This window comes from Capnocytophaga sp. oral taxon 336 str. F0502, from assembly GCF_000411575.1.
In the GTDB taxonomy this organism is placed as follows: Bacteria; Bacteroidota; Bacteroidia; order Flavobacteriales; family Flavobacteriaceae; genus Capnocytophaga; species Capnocytophaga ochracea.
In genome coordinates, this window is the sequence record NZ_KE150491.1 from 302,118 (window position 1) to 322,407 (window position 20,290).

At 35.6% G+C, this 20,290-nt stretch carries 14 protein-coding genes and 1 pseudogene; 5 read left to right on the top strand and 10 right to left on the bottom strand.

Annotation, left to right across the window (positions count from 1 at the left end; translation table 11 throughout):
* The first annotated feature begins 344 nt into the window (after nt 1–344).
* Nucleotides 345–2,000, top strand: coding sequence for a ribonucleoside-diphosphate reductase subunit alpha (locus HMPREF1528_RS09325; protein WP_002672050.1), 1,656 nt, complete (start codon nt 345–347; stop codon nt 1,998–2,000).
* 103 nt (nt 2,001–2,103) lie between these two features.
* Here HMPREF1528_RS09325 and serC read toward each other — a convergent pair whose 3' ends face one another.
* From serC to HMPREF1528_RS09340, 3 genes are all read right to left on the bottom strand, one after another.
* Nucleotides 2,104–3,165, bottom strand: coding sequence for a 3-phosphoserine/phosphohydroxythreonine transaminase (gene serC / locus HMPREF1528_RS09330; protein WP_016479552.1), 1,062 nt, complete (start codon nt 3,163–3,165; stop codon nt 2,104–2,106).
* Nucleotides 3,152–4,117 carry a D-2-hydroxyacid dehydrogenase gene (locus HMPREF1528_RS09335; RefSeq protein ID WP_009419717.1) on the bottom strand — a complete coding sequence of 322 codons (966 nt, stop codon included), beginning with the start codon at nt 4,115–4,117 and terminating at the stop codon, nt 3,152–3,154. The genes serC and HMPREF1528_RS09335 overlap by 14 nt, the downstream gene beginning before the upstream one ends.
* A gap of 163 nt (nt 4,118–4,280) precedes the next feature.
* Complete coding sequence (locus tag HMPREF1528_RS09340; protein WP_002672042.1) at nt 4,281–4,562, bottom strand: GNAT family N-acetyltransferase; 282 nt, start codon at nt 4,560–4,562, stop codon at nt 4,281–4,283.
* A gap of 210 nt (nt 4,563–4,772) precedes the next feature.
* Between HMPREF1528_RS09340 and HMPREF1528_RS09345 the strand changes: the two genes are divergently transcribed.
* The 3 genes from HMPREF1528_RS09345 to mscL all read left to right on the top strand — a co-directional run bounded on the left by HMPREF1528_RS09345 (nt 4,773) and on the right by mscL (nt 7,684).
* Nucleotides 4,773–5,441: an alpha/beta fold hydrolase gene (locus HMPREF1528_RS09345; RefSeq protein WP_009417152.1), complete on the top strand. Its 669-nt coding sequence runs from the start codon at nt 4,773–4,775 to the stop codon at nt 5,439–5,441.
* A gap of 336 nt (nt 5,442–5,777) precedes the next feature.
* On the top strand, nt 5,778–7,142 hold the full coding sequence (gene hemN / locus HMPREF1528_RS09350) for an oxygen-independent coproporphyrinogen III oxidase (protein WP_016479553.1): 1,365 nt from the start codon (nt 5,778–5,780) through the stop codon (nt 7,140–7,142).
* A gap of 158 nt (nt 7,143–7,300) precedes the next feature.
* Nucleotides 7,301–7,684: a large conductance mechanosensitive channel protein MscL gene (gene mscL / locus HMPREF1528_RS09355; protein ID WP_002672032.1), complete on the top strand. Its 384-nt coding sequence runs from the start codon at nt 7,301–7,303 to the stop codon at nt 7,682–7,684.
* 96 nt (nt 7,685–7,780) lie between these two features.
* Here mscL and HMPREF1528_RS09360 read toward each other — a convergent pair whose 3' ends face one another.
* The 6 genes from HMPREF1528_RS09360 to HMPREF1528_RS09385 form a co-directional block, all read right to left on the bottom strand.
* Nucleotides 7,781–8,680: a NifU family protein gene (locus HMPREF1528_RS09360; RefSeq protein WP_016479554.1), complete on the bottom strand. Its 900-nt coding sequence runs from the start codon at nt 8,678–8,680 to the stop codon at nt 7,781–7,783.
* A 26-nt stretch (nt 8,681–8,706) separates the two neighbouring features.
* Complete coding sequence (locus HMPREF1528_RS09365) at nt 8,707–9,342, bottom strand: viroplasmin family protein (protein WP_016479555.1); 636 nt, start codon at nt 9,340–9,342, stop codon at nt 8,707–8,709.
* 88 nt (nt 9,343–9,430) lie between these two features.
* On the bottom strand, nt 9,431–10,504 hold the full coding sequence (gene prfA / locus HMPREF1528_RS09370; RefSeq protein WP_002672024.1) for a peptide chain release factor 1: 1,074 nt from the start codon (nt 10,502–10,504) through the stop codon (nt 9,431–9,433).
* A gap of 113 nt (nt 10,505–10,617) precedes the next feature.
* Nucleotides 10,618–12,201 (bottom strand): phosphoenolpyruvate carboxykinase (ATP), encoded by a 1,584-nt coding sequence (gene pckA, locus HMPREF1528_RS09375; RefSeq protein ID WP_002672023.1) that lies wholly within the window; start codon nt 12,199–12,201, stop codon nt 10,618–10,620.
* Nucleotides 12,202–12,811: 610 nt separating this feature from the next.
* Nucleotides 12,812–15,001: a DNA helicase RecQ gene (gene recQ / locus HMPREF1528_RS09380; protein ID WP_009419726.1), complete on the bottom strand. Its 2,190-nt coding sequence runs from the start codon at nt 14,999–15,001 to the stop codon at nt 12,812–12,814.
* A gap of 216 nt (nt 15,002–15,217) precedes the next feature.
* The gene (locus HMPREF1528_RS09385; RefSeq protein ID WP_016479556.1) at nt 15,218–15,826 is read right to left on the bottom strand and encodes a master DNA invertase Mpi family serine-type recombinase; all 609 of its coding nucleotides are present in this window, start codon (nt 15,824–15,826) and stop codon (nt 15,218–15,220) included.
* A 133-nt stretch (nt 15,827–15,959) separates the two neighbouring features.
* On the opposite strand from HMPREF1528_RS09385, the pseudogene HMPREF1528_RS13205 reads away from it, so the two are divergent.
* Nucleotides 15,960–17,177, top strand: a pseudogene (locus HMPREF1528_RS13205) (Eco57I restriction-modification methylase domain-containing protein); the annotation flags it as partial.
* A gap of 16 nt (nt 17,178–17,193) precedes the next feature.
* Here the strand turns inward: HMPREF1528_RS13205 and HMPREF1528_RS09395 are convergent.
* Nucleotides 17,194–20,289 carry an Eco57I restriction-modification methylase domain-containing protein gene (locus HMPREF1528_RS09395; protein WP_016479558.1) on the bottom strand — a complete coding sequence of 1,032 codons (3,096 nt, stop codon included), beginning with the start codon at nt 20,287–20,289 and terminating at the stop codon, nt 17,194–17,196.
* Nucleotide 20,290 lies beyond the last annotated feature (1 nt).

Sequence of the window (20,290 nt, forward strand, 5' to 3'; positions counted from 1 at the left end):
AAAAGTACAAAAGTTATCTGAAAGAACAAAATATTTTAGATAAAATCGTATTACTATTTTGTTTTAAATATAACAATTCTTTTTAACACGTTGATTTGTAGTGATTAACAGCTATATTTCTACTCTTCTATATCTTCTTATTTTTAGTAGTTTTTGCTTTCCCATATATTTAATTTTAATTATTTTAGCCATTCAAGTAATATAAAAGTATAACTGTATGTTAAAAAATTATCCTAAGAGGCTGATTTTATTATATTGTTAAAAACTTTGTTAATAACTTATTTTGGATAGAGAGTGAAATTAGGATATAAAGCTGTTACTTTGCACCCCGAAAATAAAAAGTTATGAACGAAGAAAAAGACATTTGGTGGCTCAATGAAGAGTCTGAACAAATCCTCAATAGAGGCTATTTACTAAAAGGAGAAAGCGTAGAAGGTGCAATAGACCGCATTACAAGTGCTGCTGCACATAGGCTTTATAAACCCGAATTACAGCCTGCTTTCAAAGAAATGATTACTAAAGGGTGGATTAGTTTCTCATCTCCTATTTGGGCAAATATGGGTACTGAAAGAGGTTTGCCTATTTCTTGTTTCAATGTGCACGTACCTGATAGCATCGAGGGGATTACTCATAAACTTGGAGAGGTGATTATGCAAACCAAAATAGGGGGAGGCACTTCTGGTTATTTTGGTGAATTGCGCAGTCGCGGTTCTGCAGTTACCGATAATGGTAAATCAAGTGGGGCAGTTAGTTTTATGAAGTTGTTCGATTCAGCTATGGACGTTGTATCACAAGGAGGAGTAAGACGCGGTGCTTTTGCTGCTTATTTAGATATAGACCATCCCGATGCCGAAGAGTTTCTACAAATTAAAGATGTAGAATTTCCTATTCAGAATCTTTTTTTTGGTATTTGTGTACCTGATTATTGGATGCAAGAGATGATAGATGGTGATGTAGAAAAACGTCGCCTATGGGCTCGTGTCTTGGAGTCTCGCCAGCAAAAAGGGTTACCTTACATTATCTTTACGGATAATGCCAATCGTAATCGCCCTCAAGTGTATAAAGATAAAGATATGCTCATTCGTTCAAGTAACTTGTGCAGTGAGATTATGTTACCTTCTAGTGAAGATGAATCGTTTATTTGCTGTCTTTCTTCTATGAACTTAGAGCTCTTTGATGAGTGGAAAGATACAAAAGCAGTAAAGTTAGCGGTATTCTTTTTAGATGCGGTACTTTCAGAGTTTATAGAAAAAACAAAGGGTAATTACTATTTACAGGCAGCTCGCAATTTTGCTATTCGTCACCGTGCTTTAGGTTTGGGTGTATTGGGATATCATTCTTACTTGCAACGTAATATGATACCTTTTGAGAGCTTTGAGGCAACTCAGTTCAATGCCCGCGCTTTTAGATACATTCGTGAAGAAGCTGATAAGGCAACTAAAGAATTAGCTCATATTTATGGAGAACCAGAAATTTTAAAAGGATATGGCAGACGAAATACTACCACTATGGCAATCGCTCCTACCACTTCCAGCTCGGCTATTTTAGGACAGGTATCACCAGGTATCGAACCTTATTCGAGCAATTACTATAAAGTAGGGCTTTCTAAAGGGAACTTTATGCGCAAAAATAAGTATCTCACTCAACTTTTGGAGGAAAAAGGTCTTAATAATGAAGAGGTATGGCGTTCTATTCGTTTGAATAATGGCTCTGTACAACACTTGCAAGAGTTATCTCAATTAGAGAAGAATGTGTTTAAAACTTTTAAAGAGATTTCACCGATGGAAATTATATCACAAGCGGCACAGCGTCAAGCATACATTGATCAAACGCAGAGTTTGAACTTAAATATTCCTTCAGCGATGCCTATTCGCGATGTGAATAAAGTGCTTATTGAGGCTTGGAAATTAGGAGTTAAAAGTTTGTACTATCAGCGCAGTCAATCAGTAGCAAAAGAAATGATGATGAATTTTGTAAACTGTAGTAGTTGTGAAGCTTAATACATTTGATTATAAATCCTTAGAAATTAAATAACATATTGTATAATATAAAATAAGTCCGATACAAATATCGGACTTATTTTGTTTTCCATATTATTCTTCTTTACGCGGTGCGTTCAAATTCTTTAAGTACATCTACTAATACTTGTACACTTTCTAAAGGCAAAGCGTTGTAGATAGAAGCACGATAACCTCCCACACTGCGGTGTCCTTTTATTCCACTGATATTGGCTTCTTTACACAAAGCGTCAAAGCGTTCTTTGGTGCTTTCATTGGTGAGGTTGAACACTACGTTCATTAGGGAGCGGTCTTCTTTGTTGGCATATCCTACTACTAACGGATTGCGGTCGATTTCTCCGTAAAGCAAATCGGCTTTAGCTCGGTTGCGTTTGCCTAAGGCTTGTAATCCACCTTGTGCTTGTATCCATTCGAGTACCAATAGGTTCACATATACTGCAAAAGTAGAAGGTGTATTGAACATACTATCGTTTTTAATATGCAACTGGTAGTCCATCATCGAAGGCAGTTTCCGACTTACCTTGCCCAATAAATCCTTCTTCACAATCACTAAGGTAGACCCTGAAGCTCCTAAATTCTTCTGTGAACCCGCATAAATCAAACTAAACTGCTTGTAGTCTAACGGACGTGAGAAAATATCAGAACTCATATCGGCTACCAAAGGGACGCTCGTTTGAGGTAAACTGTGGTACTCGGTACCGTAAATCGTATTATTGGTAGTGATGTGCAGATAATCGATATCAGTAGGAACAGTCACATTTTTTGGAATATACTTATACCCATCGGCTTTAGAAGAGGCTATCACTTCGGCATTTCCAAAGAGAGAAGCTTCCTTTTGTGCTTTGTTAGCCCAAGTACCTGTATCTATATAAGCAGCTTTGGTCTCGAGGAGGTTGTAAGGCACCATCAGGAATTGCATACTAGCTCCTCCTTGCAAGAAGAGTGTAGTGTACGAATCGTCCAATCCGGCGATTTCCAAAGCCAATACACGAGCGCGTTCTATCACGCGTACAAACTCTGGACTGCGGTGTGATATTTCTATTACCGATAAGCCAGTCCCCTCAAAATCTAATAAGGCTTCAGAGGCTTTTTGGAATACCTCAGGTGCTAAGATAGAGGGACCTGCGCTAAAATTATGCTTTTTCATTTTCCTTATGTTCTGTTTTATATTTTACGATAAAATCTTCTACTTGGCGTTTCAAGATACGCCATAACTTATCTTGTGCGTATTCGCTTGCCCAAGCTACGTGAGGAGTGTAAATCACACGAGGGTGGTTGGCTATTTTTAGTAGAGGGTCGTTAGCCATTGGAGGTTCTTCTTCAAACACATCGGTAGCAAAGCCCATTATACGATTGCTTTCTATAGCTTCATATACCGCCTGAGGGTCTACTATAGCTCCACGAGCCATATTGATAATTAATGGTTTTTTACGCAATTTAGAGATGAAATCTTCATCTACTAAATGCTTAGTCTCAGGAGTAAGCGGACAGTTAAGCGAGATGATATCACTCTGTGCCAATACCTTGTCGAATTCAGTATATTCTTTACTACGTGGCGCTTTACCTTGGCGTTCAGCCCATAGCACTTTCATACCAAAGGCTTCAGCTACTTTACTAATAGCTTTCCCTATGTTGCCTACTCCTATAATCCCTAAGGTTTTGGTATGCAATTCAAACACCGGTGGCTCAGTAAGGCAAAAACGACCATCTTTTTCCCAAGTACCATCTTCTACACTTGTGTGATAGGTTTTTAGGGCACGCATAGCCGATAGTAACAACAAGAAGAAGTGTTCTGTAACACTTTCAGTAGAGTAACCCGCTACGTTTTTCACTTCTATACCCAAGGCTTTCGCAGCCTCTTTATCGATATTATCCATACCAGTAGCGGTGAGGTGAATGAGCTTGAGGTTAGGCAATTGCCTAAGGATACTCTCATCGAGTTTCACCTTGTTCACAATAGCTATATCAGCAGGTTTGAGACGTTGAACAATTTCATCGGGAGCTGTTTTTTGGAAGGCTACCCATTGGGCTATCCCTTTTGGGATATCTACATCTATGCGCTCAGAGAGCGTGTTGCGGTCTAAAAATACGGCTTTCATATAATATATTATTAATTCTTTTTTATCTACATAGTTAAGAGAGTAGGGGAGAGCCCTGCTCTTTTTGTTAGAGCGTATACCTTACATACTCTGCCCTCGCATACTTCATCTGTATATAATCAATGTAAAACTAAGTTTTTAATTAACCGTTAATCATTAACTATTAAATCCTGATACCAGCAGGAAGTATGTCTTTACACTCCTTATTACGCTTAAAAAAAGCAATAGCCACAGGGCAAACGGGCACCACTCTATATTTTTTCTCAGCTACTAAGGCTATTACCCCTTTAAAGAATTCATCAATGAGCGCTTCGTCCGTCGTTTCAGGTAGCAATGTTTTGGTAAAGAATATCTTACGCTCCTGAATAGCGTATTCTACAAAGGCAAGTTCACCGTTGATTTTGGCTTGGTATTGACGTGAAAATTCGCTGTCTATTACTTCCATTGTACTATGTTTTTAATTAGTAATATTCGTTATTTGACAAAAATGTTGTACTTTTGCTTCTGTCTAGATAAGAGATAAGAAGTAAGAAATGAGCATTATACCTCATTCACATACCTAACTATCGTTAGTTTTTTACTTTTTACCTATAACCTGTTACTCATTTAAAATTTGGTGCAAAGTTACTTATTTTTCGTAAAAAAGCAATATCAAATGAATATAAAAGATAATCTTTCTATTTATTTAATGCCTGGAATGGCTGCCAGCCCTAAGATTTTCGAGCGTTTGCAATTCCCCAACAATTTCCGTGTGCACTTACTCGACTGGATTACTCCCGAAAAAGAAGAAAGTTTAGCACACTATGCAGGACGTATTGCAGTAGCAATTACCGAGCCTTCTCCTGTGCTCTTAGGGGTGTCATTTGGAGGAATTATTGTACAAGAGATAGCCAAACAACTGAACGATTATCGAAAAATAGTCCTCATTTCCAGCGTAAAAACGCAGTACGAACTGCCTAAAAAAATGCTCTTGGCACGCTATACAAACCTGCATAAGTTATTGCCCACTCGTACTATCAGCGATTTGGAGTTTTGGAAAAGATTTTCTTTTTCTGAACTGATGACCAAACGAATAGCTCTATACGAGAAATATATAGGAATGCGCTCCCCTGCCTATCTCGATTGGTCAATAGACCGCATAGTGAATTGGCAACAAAAAGAACCTTTACCCCACACAGTTCACATTCACGGAGATAAAGATCCTGTTTTTCCTATTCAGTACATAAAAAATGCTATTGTAGTAAAAAATGGTACTCATATTATGATTATCAATCGGTATAAATGGTTTAATGAAAACCTTTTAAATATATTGCAGTCAAATTAGAAAAGTACAAGATTAAAAGAGTCTTGCTATTTTTTCTGCAAACGAATCTAAACATAGATGTCTAATATTCAATATTCAAATAACTTTTCTTTGCCTTAGGTTCGTTATTCCTTCGTTCATCGTTCGTCTTTTGTTCGTTGTAGAGCCACTGTAGAGCCACTGTAGAACCTCTTGTTGTTTGTCTTATAATTATTTATCTGTATAGCTTGTCCCGTCATTCGTCCCTCGTCATTAGTTTGATATTATTGGCATTACGGTATTAGTGAATCTATATTTTTTTCTTTTCTCTTTTCACTTTCCACTTTTTTTTATACCTTTGCCCCGTTTTTACAGAAAATGGCAATATCTCTCATTCAAAAATACAATGTAGCTGGACCTCGCTATACTAGCTATCCTACTGTTCCCTATTGGGATAGTAGTACTTTTTCTACTGAAAAATGGTTAGAGAGCTTACGAAAATCCTATGCTGAGAGCAATAGTACCGAAGGGATTAGCCTATACATTCATTTGCCTTTCTGTGAGAGTCTTTGTACTTTCTGTGGTTGTCATAAACGTATTACTAAGCGTCACGAAATGGAAGCCCCTTATATAGAGGCAATACTTAAAGAATGGCAGTTATACACTGATTTTTTGAAAGAACGCCCTCGTATTAAGGAAATACACTTGGGGGGAGGTACGCCTACCTTTTTTGAACCTTTGCAGTTGCGTCGTTTGATAGAAGGTATTTTTGAACGTGCTGATAAAGCTGATGCTCACGAATTTAGTTTTGAAGGTCATCCTAATAATACCACTGAAACTCACCTACAAACGCTTTACGACTTAGGTTTTAGGCGCGTGAGTTATGGTGTACAAGATTATTCGCCTAAGGTACAAAAAGCCATTCACCGCATTCAACCTTTTGAGAATGTACAGCGTGTTACCCAGCAAGCCAGAGCTATCGGCTATACCTCTGTAAGCCACGATTTGGTCTTTGGTTTGCCGTTTCAAACTTTAGACGATGTACTCTTCACCATTGATAGGAGTAACACTCTTCGTCCCGACCGTATTGCTTTTTATAGCTATGCGCACGTACCTTGGATAAAAGGCAGTGGGCAACGTGGTTTTAAAGATGAAGATGTGCCCACAGGCGAAGTAAAGCGAGAGTTGTATGAAGTAGGAAAACAATACTTATTGAAAGCAGGATATGCCGAAATAGGAATGGATCACTTTGCTTTACCTACTGATAATATGTATAAGGCTTTCAAAAATCATCAATTGCATCGCAACTTTATGGGTTATACAGCCTCCAAAACGCAAGTGATGATAGGCTTAGGAATGTCTTCTATCAGCGACAGTTGGTACGGTTTTGCCCAAAACGAGAAAGATTTAGATGCTTATTATGCACGTCTTGAGAAGAATGAAATACCCGTGTGTAAAGGGCATATTCTCAATAAAGAAGATTTAATTATTAGGCGTCATATCCTCAACTTGATGTGTCAGTTTACTACTTCTTGGAACGACGAATCTCTTCAGTTTCCTGAAATAACAGAAGTAATAGCACATCTACAAGAGATGCAAAACGATGGTTTACTGCATATAGCAGGTAATCATATAGAAGTCCCCGATGAGGGAAAACCTTTTATTAGAAATATCTGTATGGCTTTCGATTTGCACTTACAACGCAAAATGCCTAATACCAAAATATTTAGTATGACTGTGTAAAGTTATACTTAACCATCATAGTGATTGAGTTTTTTAGTTAGTGATGAAAAGGGACAGTTGTGAAATTCGTCCCTTTTCTTTTTGTATTTCCGAAAAAAGTATTATTTTTGCCCCGAATTAAGTAACAAATTATTTTTATAAACTTAAAATGAATCATTATGGGATTTTTAAAAGAATTTAAAGAATTTGCCGTAAAAGGTAACGTAGTCGATTTAGCCATCGGGGTTATCATCGGGGCAGCTTTTGGTGCTATCGTATCATCATTAGTGTCTGATGTTATTACTCCTTTGTTATTAACACCTGCTTTGAAAGCTACGGGTGCTGAACACTTAGAAGGTTTGGTATGGAATGGAGTAGCTTATGGTAAGTTTCTTGCTGCTGTAATTAACTTTTTCTGTATTGCACTTGTATTGTTTATACTTCTAAAAGGTATCAACAAGCTAAACAAACAGAAAAAAGAAGAAGAGGCTCCCGCTGCACCAGCTGGTCCTACTCAAGAAGAGTTACTTACTGAGATTAGAGATTTATTGAAAAATAAATAAGAAGAATTTCGTGTAACCGCAACACTACACATTTCAAGAATTGTTTAACTAAACCACGCTCCATAAGGCGTGGTTATTTTATTTCAGAAAATGTTCTTATCCGTTAAGAGCGTTTACACTAATATAAGGGTTTTGTAGCTTATCTTTTAAGATGACTTCAATTCCCTTTTTTAAGGTTAGGGTAGAGGAGGGGCAACCACTACAAGCTCCTTGCAGTATTACCTCTACGTAATGCGTTTCTGGATTGTACGAAATAAACTGAATATTTCCTCCGTCAGAGGCTACAGCAGGCTTTACAAACTCATCTATAATAGCTACAATTTGTTTTGATACCTCATCAGTAGTAACCATAGAGAGTAGTCGTTCTTGTGTTGCTTGCTGATGTCGTTTAATTTCAGAAGAAGAAATAAGCGTATGCCCTTCTGAAAGATAATTCTTAATGAATTCTCGTATATTAGGAGTAACCATTGCCCATTCTTTGTTATCTTTTTTAGTAACTGAAATATAGTTATCATCAAAAAATACCTCCTCAATAAAAGGAAACTGAGTGAAAAGAGCTTTAGCCATAGGAGCCTCATCAGTCTCTTTTATATGCTTATATTCTATAATAGTAGGAACAAGACGTTTATTGGCTACAAACTTCATTACCGAAGGATTAGGTGTTGTTTCAGTATATACGGAAATAACCTTCTTTTGTTCACCCTCAGTGCTTACAATTTCTCTCCCTGACTGTAAATAAAGCAATACTTGCTGTGCTACTTCTTCTTGTACGTCTTTCCATTCTATAATTGGAAATCGTTTCAACGCAATAAAATTACTCGAGATATATACTGTCTTTACAAAAGGAAGGTAAAACAGCTCTTTTGCTAAGGGTGAGTTTCTAGCTTCATCAATATTTTTATACTCGTAACTACCTTTTACTAAGGCTTTATTCGCCTCCAATTTAATAATATCAGGACTCGAAGTAGGCTGTACAGATAGAGTAATATCAGTCATTTATTTTTTAGATTTAAGAAGAAAAGTTAAGAGTCTTTTCTACCAAAGTCCGCAGGATTTTCGCCCCACGCTTTGGTTTCCCATTTGAGAATACGATTAGGATAAGTGTTTTCTTGTAGCCATTTTTCAGCACGAGTTATTAGTTCAAATATTTTTGCATTATCAGCTGTCTTTCCAAGCTTAGTTTTACATACTTTTTGTTGTACCCAGCGCATTGCTATTTCACTATCCGAATAGATAGGCATTGTAAGGTTGCGTTGTTTTAAGAAAGCCAAAGCGTGTACTATAGCCAAAAACTCCCCTATGTTATTGGTGCCATCTTTCATAGGTGAAAGCCTAAAAATCTCGGCTTGTGTTTCAGTATCTATCCCCCGATATTCCATTATACCAGGGTTACCGCTACAAGCAGCATCTACCGCAATAGAAGGTAAAATAGGCTTCCCGATAAGTTTTAATGCATCTGATGAAAGTGCAGGCTCTTCTATCTTTTTACCTTTGCACGTTTCATAATTCCCTGCATAGGCTTTTTGTGCCATTTCTTCCGTAGGAAAACTTTTGTATTTAGCGTTTGGAAAATTATTAACAGCCTTCTTACATTCAGTCCACGAGGTAAAGACCCCCGTTTGGTGTCCCTCCCATACTACATAATACTTCTTTGCCATCTCACAAAATAAATAGGATTGCCAAAAAGAATATAACACCTACTATCGCTACAATAACAATATTGCTATTTTCTTTTTTAATAATAGTTTAAAAAACATCTCCTTCTTTTAGCTTCTCAGCATTTTCAGCCAATTGAAGTTCATCAATAAGACGTTGTACATCACCATTGATAACATTTTGCAAATCATAAAGGGTAAGACCTATACGGTGGTCGGTTACACGCCCTTGCGGATAGTTATAAGTGCGTATTTTAGCTGAACGGTCACCGCTGGAAACCATTGATTTCCTACGAGCAGAATCAGCTTCCATCTTCTTTGCCAGCTCCATTTCATACAAACGTGAACGCAATACTTTAAGTGCCTTTTCAAGATTCTTGTGTTGCGATTTCTCATCTTGGCAACGTACCTCAATGCCTGTAGGAATATGTTGCAACTGAATAGCCGAATAGGTTGTATTCACCGACTGCCCTCCTGGTCCCGTAGAAGTAGTACGAATGATTTTCACATCAGCCATATCAAGTTCCACATCAAATTCTTCTGCTTCTGGCAATACAATTACAGTTGCTGCCGAAGTATGTACACGCCCTTGTGTCTCTGTTTGAGGCACTCGTTGTACACGATGTACTCCTGCTTCAAATTTTAAGGTACCATATACATTGTCTCCCGTTACTTCAAAGATAATTTCTTTATACCCGCCAGCAGTTCCTTCATTAAAGTCCATTACTGAGGTACTCCAGCCTTTACTTTGGCAGTATTTGGTGTACATACGGTATAGGTCGCCTGCAAAGATTGAAGCCTCGTCACCACCTGTTCCTGCACGAATTTCCATTACGGCATTCTTAGCATCTTCAGGGTCTTTGGGGATAAGCATATACTTGATTTCTTCTTCTAACTGAGGCAAACGCTCTTTGCTTTCCTCTAATTGTAACTTTGCCATTTCCACCATTTCGGCATCACTGCCATCAGCAATAATTTCCTCAGCTTCTTGCAAGTTTCCAGTTACATTTATATACTCATCGCGCTTATCCATCAGTTCTTTAAGGTCTTTATATTCCTTGTTGAGCTGGATATAGCGCTTTTGGTCTGCAATAATATCAGGTTGAATGATTAAGTCCGAAACTTCGTCGAAACGTTGTTTTACGATATTTAATTTGTCGAGCATTTTTTATCTTTAAATTCTATTTGGGGTGCAAAAATAGTAATAATATTAGTAAAAAACAAAAATAAAAGGCTGTTCTTAAATGAACAGCCTTTTGAATATGGTTATCTAAATAATTACAATTTAGGAGCTCCAGCAAGGACGTCAGCACTTGCACCTTCAGCAAATTTTTTGTCTTTGAAGTTTTGTACAAATGATTCAGCCAATTCTTTGAGTTTAGCACTGAATTGTGCTTTGTCACTCCAAGTATTTTCTGGGTTCAAGATGCTTTGGTCTGATACACCTTCACAAGATTGAGGTACTTTGAAGCCAAAGATAGGCAATTCTTTGTACTCAACGTTGTTAAGTTTGCCATTAAGGGCAGCAGTGATAAGAGCACGAGTATCTTTTAAGCTACATCTTTTCATTTTTCCGTTGTAACCAGTGTTTACCAACCATACGTTTACGCCAGTTTCTTTGATTTTCTCAGCCAAACGTTTTCCGTATTCAGCTGGGTGAAGTGGCATAAAGGCAGCACCAAAACAAGCAGAGAAAGTTTTTTGAGGGGTAGTGATACCTACCTCAGTACCGGCTACTTTTGAAGTATAACCAGATACAAATTGATAAGCAGCTTGTTCAGGAGTCAATTTAGAGATTGGAGGCAATACACCATAAGCATCGAAAGTAAGGAAGAAGATGTTCTTAGGATTGTGTCCTATAGAACCTGGCTGGATATTTGCGATGTGGTAAATAGGATAAGAAACACGAGTGTTTTCAGTGATATCAGTGCGAGAGAAATCAACTACACCTTTATCGTCCATAATTACGTTTTCAAGGATAGCACCTTTCTTAATAGCTCCAAAGATTTCAGGTTCTTTTTCAGCAGTAAGGTCTACTACTTTAGCATAGCAACCACCTTCAAAGTTAAATACTGTATTTTCAGGAGTCCAGCCGTGTTCGTCATCACCAATTAAATGACGGTTAGGGTCAGCTGAAAGAGTAGTTTTACCAGTACCTGATAAGCCGAAGAAGATAGCAGTATCACCACCTTTACCTACGTTGGCTGAACAGTGCATTGGCATAGTGTTGCGGAACACAGGCAATTCAAAGTTCATAGCTGAGAAGATACCTTTTTTAATTTCTCCGGTATAACCTGTACCACCAATCAAAGCAATTTTTTTGGTGAAGTTCAAGATAGCGAAGTTAGCCTGACGAGTACCATCTACAGCAGGGTCAGCTTCAAAACCAGGTGCATTTACTACCAACCAATCTTCTTTGAAAGAAGGAAGTTCGCTATCATCTATACGCAAGAACATATTATAAGCGAAAAGGTTGCTCCAAGGAAGCTCAGTAATGGTACGAATGTTAGTACGGTATTTAGGATCTGCACAAACATAACCATCGTGAACGTAGATTTCTTTGTTAGATAAGTAAGCTACTACTTTTTCATATAGTTTGTCAAATTTTGCAGGTTCAAAAGGAATGTTAATACTTCCCCACCATACGCGATCTTTGGTGATATCATCTTTTACGATGAAACGGTCTTTAGGAGAACGCCCTGTAAATTTACCTGTGTTGATAGCAATAGCTCCTGAAGAAGCTTCAACGCCTAATTTTTTATCCAAAGTTTCTTGGTGTAATTCGTCAGCAGTTAACTGATAACGAACATTAGCGTTCTTAATTCCGTATTTATCAACGGAAAGTGTTTTTGGTTTACTCATAATGTCTTAAATTTGATATTAATTTAACAATTCTTTTTTATCTAATAGCAATATAAAATTGCCTCAATTTTTGAGAGGTCTCTCAAAAACCGGTGCAAATGTACAAATTAATTTTGATACTGAAAAATATTTTTTAATGTTTTTTTGAAGTTATTTTTACGAGTATTTATAACACTCTATATACTCCTTATTTACCTGTATTTTCAAGCTCTAATAAAAGATTTTTAGGTTTTATAATAATGCTCTAAATCATCTTATCTTTACTTTATTTCCATTTATCCTTCGTTCATTCTTTATTTGCCCCTGCTGCTCGCACCGTCATTTATTCGTTCTTTATTCGTTCTTTATTCGTTCTTTATTCGTCATTTATTCGTTCTTTATTCGTCATTTATTCGTCTTTTGTTCGTCTTTTGTTCGTCTTTTGTTCGTCTTTTGTTCGTCTTTTCATTATCTGCCTGTCGTGCTACGATTGCTCGTGTGCTCACACCTGCCTGTGTGGCTCACACCATTTTCACTAAAAAAAGTGTCTGAGAAATTATAGCTAACTCTCAGACACTTTTTTAATCTAACTTACTTATTTTAACATTGGTTAAATATAAGACCTCTTGTATTAATTCGCTACCTCACTAATGAATTTCAATCGGTAGATTCTTAGTTCATCATCTTCGTAATCACCGGCAAACTCTTTAGAAGCTAACGATATTTTATCACTTTCAGCTTCCATAAAGTATTCGTGAAGCTCTTCTTGTTGCTCTTCATCAAAGATTTCATTCACCCAATAATCGATATTCAGCTTGGTACCACTGTATACTATTTGTTCCATTTCTTTGAGGAACTCATCCATTTCCAATCCTTTAGCTTGTGCGATGTCAGGCAAAGGCAATTTGCGGTCTATATTTTGAATGATAAACAATTTCAAAGCTGAGTTAGACCCAGTAGTTTTTACTATTAAATCCTCAGCGCGTACAATATCATTCTCTTCTACGTAACGCTCAATGAGCTTTACAAACTCACTACCATATTTCTTAGCCTTGCCTTCCCCTATACCGTGTACATTAGTAAGCTCTTGAATAGTAATAGGATATTTGAGAGCCATATCTTCGAGCGAAGGGTCTTGGAATACCACAAATGGAGGTACCCCTTTTTGTTTGGCTACTTTCTTACGCAAATCTTTGAGCATTTCAAGAAGTACAGGGTCGGCCGCTACGGCATTAGCACTGTTAATATCTTCGGGTTCTTCTTCATAACTATGATCTTCAGTCATCATAAATGAAGGTACATCTTTTAAAAACTCTTTTCCTTTATCGGTGATAAACATCACCCCATAAGTTTCTATATCTTTACGTATGAGTCCGTTTACCATTACCTGACGGAGGAGTGCCATCCAGTAAGCATCGTCTTTTTCCTTCCCAATACCAAAGAACTCTTGTTCGTCAATACGGTGTGCTTTGATAATAGCACTCACTTTTCCAATAAGCGTATTTACAATCTCTTTAGCTTTAAATTTCTGTTTGGTAGCAATAATTACGTTTAGTAATTTCACCACATCGTCTTTAGCTTCTTTCTTTTCTTTAGGAAAACGCACATTATCGTCCATATTAGCACCTTCGCCATTCACCTCGTCAAACTCTTCACCAAAGTAATGTAAGATAAATTTACGGCGCGAACTAGACGTTTCGGCATAGGCTACAATATCTTGCAAGAGCGCTTGTCCTATTTCTTGCTCAGCTATAGGTTTGCCTATCATAAATTTTTCCAGCTTCTCTACATCTTTATAGGAATAGAAAGCCAAGCAATGCCCTTCACCACCATCGCGACCGGCACGTCCGGTTTCTTGATAGTAACTTTCTATACTTTTAGGAATATCGTGGTGAATTACAAAGCGCACATCGGGTTTGTCAATACCCATACCAAAAGCAATAGTTGCAACTACCACATCTACTTCTTCCATCAAGAACATATCTTGGTGTTTGGCGCGTGTTTTAGCATCTAATCCTGCGTGATAAGGCACTGCCGAAATGCCGTTTACTTGCAAGGTTTGTGCAAGGTCTTCCACCTTTTTACGACTGAGACAGTATATAATCCCTGATTTTTTACTGTTCTGTTTCACAAAACGAATGATATCGGCATCTACATTTTTAGTTTTAGGGCGTACCTCGTAATACAAGTTTGGACGGTTGAACGACGACTTAAACACGTTAGCCTCCTGCATTCCTAAGTTCTTCAAAATGTCTTCTTGTACCTTAGGAGTAGCCGTAGCAGTAAGTGCTACAATAGGTATATTACTGCCCAAACGCTCGATAATGGTTCTAATATTGCGGTACTCAGGACGGAAATCGTGTCCCCATTCCGAGATACAGTGCGCCTCGTCTACCGCTACAAAGGAAATAGGTACTGTTTTGAGAAAGTTAGCATATTCCTCTTTGATAAGCGACTCGGGAGCAACGTATAGCAATTTAGTCTTGCCTGCACTGATGTCTTCCATTACCTCGCGAATTTCATTTTTAGTAAGCGAAGAGTTCAGCACGTGGGCAATACTATCGGTTGACGAAATACCACGCATAGCATCTACTTGGTTTTTCATCAAAGCGATAAGCGGAGAGATAACAATAGCAGTTCCCTCCAAGACTAAGGCAGGTAATTGGTAACACAATGATTTACCACCACCTGTAGGCATAATAACAAAGGTGTTTTCTTTATTAATTACGCTGGTAATAATTTCTTCTTGATGCCCTTTAAACGCTTCAAACCCAAAGTAGTGTTTCAGGGCATTGTGTAAATCATCTTTTGTCATTTCCATATTAAAAATTCTTCTGTTTTAGTGTTGAGTTTTTCTGTTATTACATTCAGTTTACAAATATACGACATTTTTATAAACCACAAAAATTTTTGATAAAAAAAGTGTTTCCCGCCGACTCACTTACTCGACAATTGCTGACAATAGCAAGGGGGAAAGCACCAGCAAGAGATGAGAATGTAGGATCTGCAAAAGTGAGTGTTTATGAGGTAGATTATTCTAATGCGAAATTAAGGGTAAACGTTCTTTCACAAAACTACTCACTGTTAGTCTATGTACCCCCAAAATGCGGCCAATAGCTGAATATGATACTCGCTTATCTAGCAACTCTTTAATCTTTTTTTCCTGTCCGGTGAGTTTGGTTTTAGCTGACTTACTACCTTTAGGGCGCCCCAATACGACTCCTTCTGCTTTCTTGCGTGCTAACGCCTCTTTGGTACGCTGACTGATAAGATTGCGTTCAATCTCAGCAGAAAGCCCAAAGGCAAACGCCAACACTTTGCTATTGATATCGCTCCCCAAGCGATAATTATCTTTGATAGTCCACACCTGAATATCGCGGTTCATACACTCATTGAGCACCCCCATAATCATCAAGAGGTTACGCCCCAACCGCGAGAGCTCCGAACAAATAAGAACATCGCCTTTTTTCATTTTTTTGAGAAGTTTGCCGAGTTTTCTATTCTCCACTCTTGTCATACCTGAAATAGTTTCTTCTACCCAAACATCAATAGTTAGGCTGTTTTTCTCACAGAAATTACTAATTTCAAAACGCTGGTTTTCTACGGTTTGTTTATCGGAGCTTACCCGAATATATCCATAAATCATTGTATAAATAAATTTGGTATTAATTTTAAATATACAAATTTTGTTAGAAATAATTGTATAACTTAAATAATATTATCAATTTCTATAGATAAAAAAGAGTTAGGTATTTAGGGCAAATAATTTAGACAACCCTGGATTTGATATTGTTATTGGGAATCCTCCGTATGGAGCTGACATTGATAAATTGATTCCTATATTAAAAAAAATATATCCTGAAACTACTAAGAGTTTTACTGAAATATATAAAATATTTTTCGATAAAGGAATAGAGCTTTTAAATAAAAAAGGTATATTAGCTTATATCACTCCTAATACATATTTATTACAACCAAGATATAAAGATTTACGCAAATTTTTATTACAATATAAACTGAATATAATCATTAATTTAGGTGAAAATGTGTTTGATAATGCAGTAGTTTCTACTGCTATTATAATTCTTGAAAAGAAACAAGAAAGTAGTAAAATAAAAATGGCAGATCTTTCTGCAAACTCAAGATTTTTAGGTTCACTTGATAAAGTAGTTTTCTCAGAGATAGTACAAGTAACTTTTTATGATACAGAGAGCAATGTATTTGTTACGAATATTAGAAAAAAAGCAGAAAATGAATATTCTTTAGGTGAGATAATGGAGCTAAAAGATGCAGGATTTAAGTATCAACGGAAAAATGTAGGTTTGTCTAAAAAAGGTAATAATAATTTAGCTGAACGAATATTTTATGAAGGTAGCATTGAAAATAAAGAGGATATTCCTATTTTAATAGGTAAAGATATTAATGCTTATTATCATTCAGATGCCCCTAATAAAAAGCTAAGGAAAGAATATAAAAATCTTTTAAAAGATAATGAAAGTACCTATTATAACAAAGAAATTATGGATAGTAGAGAAAAATTAATATGGAGACAAACAGCTCCTTATTTTATAGGGACTATCTTAAGAGACAAAAATTATTTTGGAAATACAATACAAGCAGGAATTATAAAAAATTCTTTTGTTAATAAAATATCATATGAATATCTTTGTGGTTTATTAAATTCTAAATACTTAAGATATCTATATGAAAATAATGTAAGAGAAATAGGAAAGACCTTTCCTCAAGTAAAATTAGAAAAATTAAGACCATTACCTATTATTATATCTGAAAATCAATCATTTATTGTTGATCTTGTAAATGAAGCTGTTAAAACAAAAAGAGATAATCCTAAAGCTGATATTGCAAATATAGAAAAACAAATAGATATTTTAGTCTATAAACTTTATAACCTAACGTATGAAGAGGTAAAAGTAATAGATCCTAATATTGAAAGTATTATATCAAAAGAAGAATATGAAACAAAAAAAGTGAGTTAAAAAACTCACTTTTTTGTTAATCATTATCAGATAGTCTAAATTCAATTTCATAGTTTTTTATAAAATCTATTTCCTCTTGTGTAAGACCATACAAAGGACAAATAAGATCGTCTATTTGGTCTATGATGTGTTTTGATTTCTGAATTTTATATTCCTTAAATTCACTGATATGATAGCTTGAATCTTCTGTTACAGTCCTATTCTTAGCATTATTTTCTATATCAGCTAAGTATTTTTGATAAAGTTTTTCTAATGCTACAATATCTTTATCGCTAAGATAGGGTATTGTAAAATTCTCTATTTCATAACTTTTCCAACTCAAATTATCAGAGTAAATCTGATAGAACCAAAATGACAAACTACTACTTAAAATACATCCTATCGAATCAGCAATTTTAGATTCTAAAAGTATTTTTGTTTCTGAAGATGATTTTGTAGAATAATTAGTTACAACTTTGAAATATCTACCTCCAGCACTTCTATAATAAATAGGAGTACCTTTTTTTCTCATAAAAGCACTAACCTTCTGTTTAGAAAATATTTTCTGTAGAATATTTTTTTCTATCTCATAACTGATTTTTGGAATACGACCTATTAGTTTAAAATCCTTGACTTCTGTAAATTCTAAGTTATTGATTAGATTTTCAAGGCTAAATTTCTTTCCTCTTCTATACATTTTTGTAGCATAGATTCTTTTACAAGAAGTTTTTGTTTTTATAAATTGGAGAATAGAAGTATTTACTACTGCATTTTTAAAGACAGGTTTAGGACGTACAGCATAAGAAGAAAACTTAATTTCTTGACAATTATTCTCCAATAACTTATGAATTCCAGAAACAGAATCACTTGATGTGATTGAAATAGGCACTATAAAAGATAAACATCCATCTTTTCTTAATATATTGTATCCTAATTCTATAAAAAGAGTATATGTATTTAGTGAACCTTTTTGTGCTCCTTTAATAGTTTGAGCTGATATATACTTCTTCTTTAAAACCTCTTTATCTTCTTGTGAAAGTTTAGCTCCATACGGAGGATTCCCAATAACAATATCAAATCCAGGGTTGTCTAAATTATTTGCCCCTTTAAATACATCAGCAAAATAAGTATGCCAAAGAAAAAAATAAGGATTAGCACAAATATCTATATTTGTCATATCTATTTTAGGATATGATTGGTTTATTTGTTGTCTGATATTTTTATCTATTTCTTTACGAATAGTTATTTTTTCTTTGGAATTAGTACAGCTAAAGTATCTTTTGATATAATTTGATAAATCATTTCGATGAACATCAAGCATTTCATCAAAAATTGTAATTTGTGCTCCTGCTTCTTTTTCAGATTTAACTTTTGTTAGTTCACTCAAATCTACTCCCTGATAGCTTTCTAATAAGCTATTCCCTTGCATAATCTTAAAGTCTAAGTTTGGTAGTGGCTGTGGAAGTTGTTCATCTACTACTAAACTTAACCAAAAGCGCAAACGAGCTATGTCTACTGCACCTGCATCAATATCTACTCCATAGATATTTTTCTCAATAATATACTTTTTAATCTGAGCATCGGTCTGTTCTGGAGTTATTCCTAATTGTTGCAAAGTGATTTTGATATAGTATATTTCTTGCAAAAGTCCCATAGGGAAGGCCCCAGACCCAATAGCAGGATCGCATATTTTTACGTTTTCTAAAGAGGTAGTAATAACATCCCCTTTTTCTTTCACATAGTTTTTTTCCTCTTCGTTAAGAGGTTGATGCTCTATTATTTTTGTAATAACATCTTTTGCTTCTTCTGATTGACCATTAGAGGTTATTTTTGAAAGTAAAAAGGTTTTTAGGCTTTCTTTGCACATATAATGTACAATTTCTTTAGGGGTGTAGAAAGCTCCTTTATCCTTATTGTCTTCCAAAAGGTTTTCAAAGATATGTCCCAGCATTTCAGGGTCTACCGCTACGGTATGCTCATTAGGAGCATCTTCATAGACGGTGAAGTTATATGAGTTAAAGGTATCAAAAAGTTCAGTAAAAATAGAGTAAGGCAAATTTACCTTATCAAAGTGTTGATCTTGTGTTTTATCAAATAACCCACCATTAAGATAAGGAAAACGCAAGTCATTTGTTTCACTCTCTGACTTTTTATCTGTAAAACATTCAAAAAATAATGGAGCTAAACGTTTTTCATAAAAATAGGGTTGGTCTTCTCTAGGTGTTTCTTTATACAATTGGTATAAATAATCATAATTACCTTCTCCCCAATTTTTACCCTTAGATACTGCTAACCAGCCTTTCTTCTGTATAAAGTACAAAAAGACAATACGCCCCATCATCCGTTTTACAAAATCACGGACTGCTTTTTCATTTCCTCTAAAAAGATTTTGAAACTCTCTATTTTTAAATAGCTTGGTTTCACTATCAGGATGTGGTATAGGATAATCTTTATAGTCCTTATAACCATCAAAATTAGGGTGTGGTTGATGTTTTTTATTTTCGATATACTTATTTCCCTTTTTCTCGTAGCGAACTCCTATAATATGTTGTACAAAATCTTCATAGATATCCTTATATCTATCAAAGAAATCATTATTAAGAGCCTCTATTGCGAAGACATTTTTAAAATCTTCTAACGAAAGTTCTTTTCCTACTAAAAGTTGAAGTCTATCTGTGGCTGTTTTTGTCTTTTCTCCTTCTCCTAACAAGTAGGTGAAACGTTTTTCATTAGTAATTTCCTTAATAATCTTACCTTTCTCATCTACTTCTTTTATGATTTCAGAAATATATGACAATCGCCATTTCTTTTCTTGTACAAAAACTACCAACACACCATCTACATTATATTTGTAGATATTCTTCATCAATTGGCGAAGACCTACTTTGTTGCGATATAGCAACATATCTTCACTAATATTTACTTGGTAAATACCAATAAGCCTCCCTTCAGTAGTTTCATAATTACCTAATTCATAAGCTTCTCTCACTTTTTCACTTTTAGGAAGCTCTATTCTTTGAGGTTTTTGCAATATAACTCCTGTACCTGAATTATGAGCAAAAAGCTCTTTCAAGAAGCTAATCCAATCTTCCTGACGATAAGGAGATGAGAGTATTTGTCTTAAATCTTTCATA